Annotated in this window: 10 protein-coding genes and 1 tRNA gene; 8 read left to right on the top strand and 3 right to left on the bottom strand. The window is 52.5% G+C overall.

Annotated features, from left to right (window positions below):
- Window positions 1–1,138, bottom strand: a 1,138-nt coding sequence (locus JW878_06375; GenBank protein ID MBN1762681.1) for a hypothetical protein, incomplete at its 3' end; no start/stop codon positions are given.
- Between the two features lie 160 nt (window positions 1,139–1,298).
- Entirely contained in the window at window positions 1,299–2,183 is an 885-nt protein-coding gene (locus tag JW878_06370) for a hypothetical protein (GenBank protein ID MBN1762680.1), read from the bottom strand.
- Window positions 2,184–2,320: 137 nt separating this feature from the next.
- On the opposite strand from JW878_06370, the gene gatE reads away from it, so the two are divergent.
- The 7 genes from gatE to JW878_06335 all read left to right on the top strand — a co-directional run bounded on the left by gatE (window position 2,321) and on the right by JW878_06335 (window position 8,488).
- The gene (gene gatE / locus JW878_06365; protein MBN1762679.1) at window positions 2,321–4,216 is read left to right on the top strand and encodes a Glu-tRNA(Gln) amidotransferase subunit GatE; all 1,896 of its coding nucleotides are present in this window, start codon (window positions 2,321–2,323) and stop codon (window positions 4,214–4,216) included.
- Window positions 4,217–4,284: 68 nt separating this feature from the next.
- The gene (locus JW878_06360) at window positions 4,285–4,980 is read left to right on the top strand and encodes a diphthine--ammonia ligase (GenBank protein ID MBN1762678.1); all 696 of its coding nucleotides are present in this window, start codon (window positions 4,285–4,287) and stop codon (window positions 4,978–4,980) included.
- Window positions 4,977–5,486 (top strand): NUDIX hydrolase, encoded by a 510-nt coding sequence (locus tag JW878_06355; GenBank protein MBN1762677.1) that lies wholly within the window; start codon window positions 4,977–4,979, stop codon window positions 5,484–5,486. Before JW878_06360 ends, JW878_06355 begins: the two co-directional genes overlap by 4 nt.
- An 8-nt stretch (window positions 5,487–5,494) precedes the next feature.
- The gene (gene purQ, locus JW878_06350; GenBank protein MBN1762676.1) at window positions 5,495–6,361 is read left to right on the top strand and encodes a phosphoribosylformylglycinamidine synthase subunit PurQ; all 867 of its coding nucleotides are present in this window, start codon (window positions 5,495–5,497) and stop codon (window positions 6,359–6,361) included.
- A gap of 75 nt (window positions 6,362–6,436) precedes the next feature.
- Window positions 6,437–7,018 (top strand): 30S ribosomal protein S3ae, encoded by a 582-nt coding sequence (locus JW878_06345; GenBank protein MBN1762675.1) that lies wholly within the window; start codon window positions 6,437–6,439, stop codon window positions 7,016–7,018.
- A gap of 22 nt (window positions 7,019–7,040) precedes the next feature.
- Entirely contained in the window at window positions 7,041–8,306 is a 1,266-nt protein-coding gene (locus JW878_06340) for an MBL fold metallo-hydrolase (GenBank protein MBN1762674.1), read from the top strand.
- Between the two features lie 32 nt (window positions 8,307–8,338).
- Window positions 8,339–8,488: transfer RNA gene (locus JW878_06335), tRNA-Gly, on the top strand.
- Between the two features lie 24 nt (window positions 8,489–8,512).
- Here the strand turns inward: JW878_06335 and JW878_06330 are convergent.
- Window positions 8,513–8,989, bottom strand: coding sequence for a DUF2124 family protein (locus JW878_06330; GenBank protein ID MBN1762673.1), 477 nt, complete (start codon window positions 8,987–8,989; stop codon window positions 8,513–8,515).
- Window positions 8,990–9,127: 138 nt separating this feature from the next.
- Here JW878_06330 and JW878_06325 point away from each other — a divergent pair.
- The coding region (locus tag JW878_06325; protein MBN1762672.1) for a 2-isopropylmalate synthase at window positions 9,128–10,078 on the top strand (951 nt) is incomplete at its 3' end.

Raw genomic sequence — 10,078 nt, 5'->3', positions numbered from 1 at the left:
TCGTCCCGTTCTTCGCGATGAGCGTTTCCGTCTCTTCGTACGTGGAGTACCCCCCGAGACAGACCAGCACGTCCGCCGTACCGTCACCGTTCAGATCGGGCACGCCGTAGCCCCACAGATCCACATAGTCCCACTCGGTGTCAATAGTAGTAACGTTCTCTTCCCAGAGATGCTTGCCATTGGTGCCGTTCTTCGCGATGAGCGTTTCCGTCTCTTCGTCCGTGGAGTCGTTATACCCGTTGAGCCAGACCAGCACGTCCGCCGTACCGTCACCATTCAGATCGGGCACGCCGTAGCCCCATAGATCCACATAGTCCCACCCGAAGCCAGTAACGTTCTCTTCCCAGAGATGCTCGCCCGTCGTCCCGTTCTTCGCGATGAGCGTTTCCGTCTCTTCGTCCGTGGAGTAGTTATACTCGTAGAGCCAGACCAGCACATCACCTTTGCCGTCACCGTTCATGTCCGCCATCCCGGGCGCGTACTTGCTGTACTTATACCAATCGCCATAGTCACCGCCGTCCCAGTTGAGGTACCAGTCCCAGTACCAATCCCAGTCCCAGAAATACGGGTCATCAACCCCATACCAGTAGTCGTAGTACCCTGACAAGTCATCGTACCAGTACCAGTCCCAATCGAGGACACCATGTGCTTCTATATCGGCAGGTTTGCTCATACTGCTGATGACTGACTCCTCCCACAGATGTCTGCCGGTTGTACCATTCTTCGCGATGACCCGGTAGGTATAGTTGCCGTCCTCGGACCATTGGTAGAACGTTACCAGCACGTCCGTTTTGTTGTCGCAGGTGACGTCTGGCATTGGGTACGCGCCCCAATCATACCGGTACTCGGATTCGTCACCGTTACCCACCGGATGACCCGGTTGGTTCGGGCCCGGGACGATCGACCCTTGTACAAGGGCTCCGTCTTCTGACGAGTCCTTCATCCTACTATCTTGAGACTGTGGCAGACTTCGATCGAACGCCTGAAATGTCGATGGTGATCTAACCAAATTCCGCCGGTGTCTTGAAGGAGATACTCCAAAATCAGCGCCGTCTGCGCTTACCGGTATCACCAGGATAAACGCTGAAAGAGTCAGTATCGCTATAAGAGCTATCGCTACCTTCTTATCGCTTCTCATTTCAAATTTTTCACCCCCAATTTCCAATCAACATTGTAAATGAATAAAATTTGTTGACATATATATGGTTTTCGTTTTTCTCGTGGTCTGGACGTACGGTAAATGATTCAGAGATGAACCTTTAAGACCCAGTTCCAGGTGCCTACACTGAAATGAGGTATCAAACTCGCTTCGCCTTCATCAGCTCTTTCTTACTTACGAAGACCGGCTCGCCTGTTTTCAGGTCTATGCCCTCGATTCCATTTCCCGTTACAACGTTCTCCACGGTAATCCGTGTATCTCCGATTGCCACCACATCGCCGTGCTGAAAGCCCGGCAATCGTACCAAGAACGTCACCCGGTAGATATCCCTGCCGTCCTTCCGACCGAACAGTTTCTTACTTTCGAAAAGGTCCCCGCCGAAGTGCTTCACCACCGCTCGCGAGATCCTCCGACCGTAGTCCGCACTGCTTACATAGATGTCCAGCCCCTCTTTCAGCAGTTGCTCTCTCGACACGAAATCCGACTCACCCAGGGAGGAATAGGCAATGGTCTCTGCTACCGCGAGTTCGTCATCGGTTGGAATCCGCCAATCAGCGCGTATCTGCACGATCGCCGCATAATAGCCGCCCGCGATCCTGCTGCAGCGTTCACAGATCGCTCGTTTCAAACTGATGACCGTGTCCTCTTCCTCTTCAACTTCCACGCCCTTTATACGCGCTTTCACCGCTATATACACGTGTGCACTGCGTTTATTCTCCGCGAGCTCGGCGCGCAATCCTGCGAATTCTACGGGTGTCTGCTGCCCGTACTTCTTCCGTATCACCTTCCGTACCGCATCCTCGATCGCCGGCTCGATGCTCGTCTGCTCCTTGCCTTTGAAAAACCCACCGCAGTGCGGACAGACACTCAGACCCACCTCAAACCCCGAGGGCGCAAGTAACGTTATCCCCTGCCTGAAGCAGTCCTCACAGACGGAATCGAAGAACCCTTCGGTCTCTTTACCGCATTGGGGGCAGAATTTCGTCCATTTATCCCGCGTTCGCGCTACTTTCTGCTTGGTCATGGGGGTCAGTTAGGTATCGCCGCGAAGCCGTATTCGCGGATGTGTGTGAATGCCGTAATAACATCGTTAATACTATTAAACTCTGTACTGTTTATTTGTACTGGTTAATTAATCACTCGCGGTACAACAAGAAGGCCATGACTGAGGAAGTGGATTACGCCGAAGTGGGACTGAAAGCAGGCCTGGAGATACACCAGCAGCTGGACACGCGCACCAAGCTCTTCTGCAACTGCCCTACCACGCTGAGGGACAAGAAGGACTCGACGTTCGACTTCAAACGGTATCTGAGAGCGTCGAAGAGCGAAATGGGCGAGGTGGACAAGGCCGCGCGTGAAGAGGCGAAATATACCCGAACGTTCCTGTATAAGGGCTACGACAGTACGTGCCTGGTGGAGAACGACGAGGAACCGCCGAGCGAGTTGAACCAGGAGGCCGTTGACATTTCTCTGGAAGTCGCGCTGCTTCTGAACATGAATCCTCTGGATGAGATTCACACCATGCGGAAAATCGTCATCGACGGCTCGAACACCTGCGGATTCCAGCGTACCGCGCTGATTGCGACCGATGGCGCGCTCTCGACAGCCGAGGGCACCGTGCGCATGGATTCGCTCTGCCTAGAGGAAGATGCAGCGCAGAAGATCGATAATACGGAACGCAGTGCCGTGGGCTATTCGCTAGATCGGCTGGGCATACCGCTCGTGGAAATCGGCACTGCACCGGATATACGAACGCCGGAGCAGGCGGAGAACGTAGCAGAGCAGCTCGGGATGATATTGCGCTCCACCGGCAAGGTGAAACGAGGCTTGGGAACGATCCGGCAGGATATAAACATTTCTATCGCCTCAGGCGCTCGCGTGGAGATAAAAGGCGTCCAGAACCTCAGGCTGATCGGCGATATCGTGCGGAACGAGATCACACGGCAATTACGACTTATCGAGCTCAAAGAGGAACTGAATAAAAGAGGCGCGAAGGTCGACTACCGGATTAAAGATCTGTCTGGCATCTTTGCGGGCACTATGTCGCGGGTTATCCAGAAGTCGGGCGGGTCGGTATTCGGGGCGCGTCTCCACGGGTTCGTGGGCGTTTTGGGCACGGAGCTCCAGCCCGGGCGGCGGTTCGGAACTGAACTGGCGGATTTCGCACGGAAGTACGACGCTGGTTTGATGCATACCGATGAGCTTCCTGCATACGGCATTACGAAGGCTGAAGTGGCGCGGTTGAAGCAAGCAGTTCACGCAACCGACGATGATGCGGTCTTAATCGTCGCAGCGGATAAATCGCGTGCGGTGAAGGCGTTGAATGCCGTACTGCAAAGGGCTGAAGGTGCACTGCGAGCAATACCGAAAGAGACGAGGCGAGCGTTACCCGACGGCTGCAGCGCGTATATGCGCCCCCTTCCTGGTGCCGCACGCATGTATCCGGAGACCGACGTGCCGCCGGTAGAAATAGCTGAAGAACGACTTAGCTTCATAAAGGACAATCTCCCTGAGACGTTTGAGCATCGGAAAGCGCGCTATACGGATACGTTCGGCTTGAATGACGAGCTCGCGGATAAAATCGCCCGGAACGTCAATTTCGCGCTCTTCGAACGCATTATGGACTCATATGGAAACATCCCGGCAACGTTGGTTGTCCGGACGCTTACGGATACGCTCACTGAATTGATCCACGCCGAGATCGATGTGGATACCTTGGAAGATCACCAGTTCATTGCTATCTTCAAGCACCTCTCTGCGAATGTATTTGCCAAGGAGGCCGTGCCTGAGATCGTGGGATTCCTGGCGAGCAATTCAGACCTCAGCGTGGAGCAGGCAATAGCGGCACTGGGGCTGAGCACGAACATTGTCGAGGTTGAAAAGGTCATAGAGGCTATCGTGAACAGCAAAAAGGACTTTATACGCGAAAAAGGTGAGAGAGCAGTGGGACCACTGATGGGCGTCGTAATGCAGGAATTACGCGGCAAAGTGGACGGCAAGGTGATCAATAAACTCCTGACAGAGAAGGTGCGCGAAGTGCTAGAGCAAGAGAAGTAGTAAGCTCTATTCGTAGTAACATAGGTAGAGAAGGTAACGTGAGTACGAGTAAGAAAGAAGGCGCAAAAATGAACCCAACGACTAAAACTTCTTCGAAGAGTAAGAAGGGCACGGTTGCTGTCTCGTGGACGGGTGGAAAGGATGGCTGCTTTGCGTGCTATAAAGCGATGTTAGCAGGGTATGAGGTCGCTTATCTCTTGAATTTCAGAGATATGAAGAAAAAGGGATCCCATAATCTAAATCACGATCTGCTGTCTGCGCAATCAGATGCGCTGGGGATTCCTCTTCTTCAATTCGATTTTAGATCCTACGAACAGGAGGTCAAGAACGCGATACGCACGTTGAACGACCGTGGCGCGGGAATAGACGGCGCGGTCTTCGGGCATATTGGAACGCACAGGGACTTAGTGGATCGGATTTGCCATGATTTGGACCTCGAGTTGCTGTTACCGCTCTGGAACCACGATTCCGAATCGATCCTGAAAGAGTTCATCGATGCGGGATTTGAGGCGATTGTAATCAGCGCCGACGCTGATTTCTTAGGTGAAGAGTGGCTCGGACGGACGATTGATGCACAGTTCATACGTGATTTGCGCGATTTTAACAACGGGCTGGATGTGTGCGGCGAAAACGGTGATTTTCACACCTTCGTGATCGATGGCCCTCTCTTCAAACATCGGCTACGAATTATTAAGAGCGAACCGCTAGTGAGAGCTGGATCATGGTTCCTGGATATTTCAAAACTCGGGGTTGACGCGGCATGAACGAGGAGCGAGAAGTCGAGAGCGAGGAGTTGTATAAGGGCAGGGTTGTGCAGTTACGGCTCGCTACCGTTTCTTTGCCGAACGGCAGTAGAAAAACGCGCGAAATCCTCGTCCATCCCGGTGCAGCCGCTATCGTTCCCCTGAGTGACGATAATACGATTATGTTAGTCGAGCAATATCGGGCGGCGGTGGGACGTGCAACGTTAGAAATACCCGCAGGCACGCTTGAAGACGGCGAATCACCCGAGGAATGCGCTAAGCGGGAATTAATCGAGGAAACGGGATTTCGCGCTTCTCATTGGACTACGCTGACCGCGTATTACCCCTCGCCAGGGTATAGCAGCGAAATAATTCACGTCTTCAAAGCGAGCGGGCTGGAAAAGGTTTCTGACGCCGACGCGGAATTCCCACTAAGACATATGCCGTTAACTGAGGTGCAGGCAAAGATAAGAACGGGCGAGATAAGGGATAGTAAGACGATAATCGGGGTGTTACTGGCTCTATGAACTCGAATATGAACTTGAATATAAAGATCTGCATATTGCGGATAGAAGGTACGAATTGCGAATACGAGACGTCTCTTTCGTTTTCGCGGCTGGGCGCATCGGCAGAGATCGTGCATCTGAAGCAGTTGATCGGCGCGGTGAAGGAACGAGAGCGGCGGAGCCTAGCGGATTACGACGCGTTAGTCATTCCCGGCGGATTCTCGTCCGGCGATTATATACGGGCTGGCGCGATACTGGCTGCGCGGATAAACGGCGCACTGGGCGACGAAATCACGGCATTTATACGAGACGAAAAGCCGATATTAGGCATCTGCAACGGCTTCCAGGTGCTTGTGGAGCTGGGGCTGCTGCCCGGCTTTGGCGCTCCTGGCGAGATCGGAGTGCAGCAGGCCGCGTTGACGACGAACGATTCCGCTCGCTTTGAATGCCGGCCCACACTCATAAAGCATGAAAACAGAGGAAACTGTGTCTTTACGCAGGGTATCGAGAAGGGAAGCATCCTGAAGATCCCGTGCGCACATGCGGAGGGCAAGTTCTTCATTGACGAGCGAACGAGTGCGGAGTACTTACAACGTCTGGAGGATAACGATCAGATCGTCTTCCGCTACGTTGATCCCGAGGGCGATTATGCTGCTTACCCTTGGAATCCTAACGGCTCGCTCCGTAATATCGCGGGGATCTGCAACCCTGAAGGCACGATATTAGGTTTAATGCCGCATCCCGAGCGAGCATTCTACAATTTCATGGACTCAGAATGGACGAGAGAGCCACGCGCGCGGCGAGCGGGTAAAGACAACGTAACCGCTAACGGAGATGCATACGGCGACGGTAAGAGGATATTTGAAGCCGTCTTGAATTATCTACGCGGCCGGTGAGCGAAGAAGTGAGTAAGGGTTTTTATGATACTAGCTCTTTTATAAGAAGCGAAAGAAGAAGGAGCGTGAGCAGAACTGGCAAAGAAAAGAGTGAAAGATAAGTGGAAAGCGAAAGCGTGGTACACGGTATTAGCACCGCAGATGTTCGGCGATGTAAAAGCGGGCGATACGGTCTCGGACGATCCAGCCAAGTTACTCGGCAGAAGGGTGGAGATGACGGTGGATGAACTTACCGGCAGACTCATAAAGAATTCAAATATGAAATTATTGCTTGAAATCTATGAAGTTGACCATACCAATGCTTATACCCGATTCATAGGGCATAAGATAGATGGCGATTATCTCCGCAGTTTAGCGCGTAAGCGGAGTTCGAAGGTCGACTCGAATATCGAGGTCGTGACTAAGGATGGCGAGACCATCCGCGTGAAGTCGTCCTGTTTCACCCTGAAGAAAGCGAGTGAATCGCAGATAAGAGAGATCAGGAAGATAATGGAGGACGTAATCAGGAATAGGGCGGCAAGCTTGGAATTTAATAAATATCTGCAGGAGATCATACTCGGAAAACTGTCTTCGGACATCTATAAGGTTGCGAAGAAAATCTATCCCGTGCGGCGGGTGGAGATAGCGAAGACGGAACGAAGCCTCGCTCCCGTGTAGGTGGTGTCAGCGTTAAAATAAGATGAAGATAAAGTTTCTCGGTGGTTGCAACGAGGTAGGGCGTTCTGCGGTATTGGTGGATGATACAATCATCATTGATTACGGAATGCGACCTTCAGACCCGCCAGAGATACCTTTAAATAACGATCATATCTCGCCGAAGTCTGTGATTGTCTCGCATGCACATCTTGACCATTCCGGCATGGTGCCGAGTTTGATGAGCCATAAGAAGGCGCCGGAGGTTTATATGACCCCCGTGACGAGGGATTTAACCAAGCTTCTGGGGCGAGACACGATAAAGGTCGGGAAAGAGCAGGGCTTCGTCTTCTTTGACGAAGAAGATATCCAGAAACTGGATGCGCATACCCACACGGTCGGATTCGGCGAACGATGCCGTCTGGACGGATCTGACTACGAGTTCGAATTACATAATGCAGGCCATATACCGGGTAGCTCATCGGTGCATCTGGGCAAAAAGAGCGAGGATATCAGTTTGTTTTACACGGGCGACATCAAGACGGGTATGTCTCGCTTAATGACGAGCGCTTCACTCACGGACTTCCCGGCTGCGGACATCCTGATTATAGAAAGCACGTATTACGGCCGGGACCATAAGAACAGGAAGGAGCTGGAGCGCGAGTTCGTCGACTCTATTCGCGAGACCCTGGATTCCGGTGGCAATGCCATTGTGCCGTGTTTCGCCGTGGGAAGGACGCAGGAGATCGTGATGGTGCTGCATTCGTACGGGCTGACACCCTATGTGGATGGCATGGGTCTCAGCGTCTTCAGTCTGTTTAAGAATCATCCTTCGTTCGTAAAGGACGCGAAGGCGCTGAACGATGCGTTTGCCGATGCGCAATTTGTCAACTCGAAGCGACGTAAGAAAGCCATCTCGGAACCTTCTGTGATCGTTACGACCGCAGGAATGCTGAATGGTGGCCCTGTGCTGTACTATTTGAAGCAGATACACGACGATCCACGGAGCAAAGTGCTGCTCACGGGCTACCAGATAGAGGGAACAAACGGGCGGAAATTGATAGAGAATGGCTTTGTGGAGGCCGATGGACAGGTCGTGAAGGTGGACGCGGGTGTCGAGTACTACGACTTCTCAGCGCACGCGGGTGATTCAGAACTGAAGCGGATCGTCTCACGGTTCTGCAGAACCGGTACGGAAGTGGTATTTATGATCCATGGCGATCACACGGGAGATTTTGCGGCGTGGACGCGGGATAAATTCGGATGCGAAGCGATAGCACCGAATAACGGTGAAGAATTTATAATAGAATAAAACAGAAAGAAGAGAAAAAGAAGAAAAGAGATGCGCCGGTAGTGTAGCCTGGTATCACATAGGCTTGCCAACCAACCTTTCTTTCTTCGAAGAAAGAAACGTTGACGAAAGAAAGAACTTTAAGAATAAAAGGAAGGGTGGGCAAAAAGCCTATAACCCGGGTCCAAATCCCGGTCGGCGCATGCTGTATGTAGCCTTTGTGTTAACTATTTGACTACGCTCTCCAGAGTGGTATCGATCACCGTATCGAATGGTATCTTTGTCTCCCAGCCCGCGCGTTCAAAGATGTCCATGAAGCAAACGCCGATGACCTTCGGCTTCTTCGCGCCTGATGACACTGACTCGATCATCCGATTGACCGCCTCAGGTGCGCATCCGAACTTCGGCATCGCCAATCCACCGAGCACGACGATCACATCCGGGTTTTGCGGATCGCCCTTCTCATCCACCACGCTATAGCCGATCTTCGCGATCTCCTTGATCTTCCGCGCCTCCTTTGCATCCGCAACCGGCACGTAGAGCATATCAAAACCTTTATCCCGCACGGTGTACGCGAGTAATTCAATAAAAGGCGTGCATACTGCGACCGATCCGGTGAAAACGACCTTGGCACCCTCTTTTATATCGCCCATGCTCTCGCGAAACGCGCCCGTGAAACCTATTATCCCGCTCTTCTTTTCCATTTTTAGTTCTTAACCTCCCCTATATTTACACTCTGTAATGAATGAAAATAATATAACGTATGGTTTTACTTTAACTACTGTAGCAACGAAGATTCCATTTTCGCCTTCAACCAGGAAGGATGAAGGGGGGAGAACAAGATGAAAGGAGGAGATATCCAAGGTGAGAGCGGGAGTGCAAGGACGATCGAAGTCTTTGACACGACGCTGCGAGACGGCGAGCAGACGCCCGGTATATCGTTTACGACAGAGCAGAAGCGGACGATTGCGCGGCAGCTGGACAAGCTGGGTGTGGACATTATAGAAGCAGGCTATCCGATCTCGTCGCGAGAGGAGCTGGAGATGGTGAAGCTTATCTGTAACGAGGGACTGTCATCAAAGGTATGCGGATTGGCGCGCGTCTTGACGCAGGATATCGACGCATGCATCGATTGCAACGTCGATCTGATTCACATCTTCGTGCCATCCTCGAAGATCCAGCGCGACCACACGACGAAGATGAGCGAGGAAGCGGTAAAAGAGCAGACCTATGCGATGACGAAGTACGTCAAGGAGCACGGGTTTTTGTGTATGTTCTCCGCGATGGATGCGACCCGCACAGAATTAGACTTCCTGGTTGAGTTATTCAAGACGGCAGAGGACGCGGGTGCGGACATTTTGAACGTGCCGGACACCGTGGGTGTGAGTGAGCCGTTCGCGATCTACGAGCTGGTGGGAGAGATCTATCGCGCCGTACACGTGCCGATCAGCATACACTGCCATAACGATTTCGGGCTCGCGGTCGCAAACAGTCTGGCAGCGGTAAAAGCAGGCGCATCGCAAGTTCAGGTAGCCGTGAATGGGCTGGGCGAGCGAGCGGGCAATGCAGATCTCGTTGAGACCGTGATGAGCCTGAACGCAATCTACGGGCTCAAGACGAACATACATACGGAATATCTGTTTGAGACGGCAAAGCTGATCGAGCGGTTCTCCGGTGTGCAAATCCCCATAACGAAGCCGATAGTTGGCGAGAATGCGTTCTCGCACGAGTCCGGAATACACGCACACGGCGTGATCGAGAAGAGCGAGACGTTCGAGCCCGGGATAATGACG

Source organism: Methanomicrobia archaeon, assembly GCA_016930255.1.
Taxonomy (GTDB): Archaea; Halobacteriota; Syntropharchaeia; order Alkanophagales; family Methanospirareceae; genus JACGMN01.
Note: the sequence above shows the minus strand (reverse complement) of the source record. Positions and strands in the feature narration are given on the sequence as shown.

Bases quoted from the DNA above. Each gene is read 5' to 3' on its own strand.
- JW878_06370 (MBN1762680.1), bottom strand. From the start codon at position 2,183: ATGACCAAGCAGAAAGTAGCGCGAACGCGGGATAAATGGACGAAATTC.
- gatE (MBN1762679.1), top strand. From the start codon at position 2,321: ATGACTGAGGAAGTGGATTACGCCGAAGTGGGACTGAAAGCAGGCCTG.
- JW878_06360 (MBN1762678.1), top strand. From the start codon at position 4,285: ATGAACCCAACGACTAAAACTTCTTCGAAGAGTAAGAAGGGCACGGTT.
- JW878_06355 (MBN1762677.1), top strand. From the start codon at position 4,977: ATGAACGAGGAGCGAGAAGTCGAGAGCGAGGAGTTGTATAAGGGCAGG.
- purQ (MBN1762676.1), top strand. From the start codon at position 5,495: ATGAACTTGAATATAAAGATCTGCATATTGCGGATAGAAGGTACGAAT.
- JW878_06340 (MBN1762674.1), top strand. From the start codon at position 7,041: ATGAAGATAAAGTTTCTCGGTGGTTGCAACGAGGTAGGGCGTTCTGCG.
- JW878_06330 (MBN1762673.1), bottom strand. From the start codon at position 8,989: ATGGAAAAGAAGAGCGGGATAATAGGTTTCACGGGCGCGTTTCGCGAG.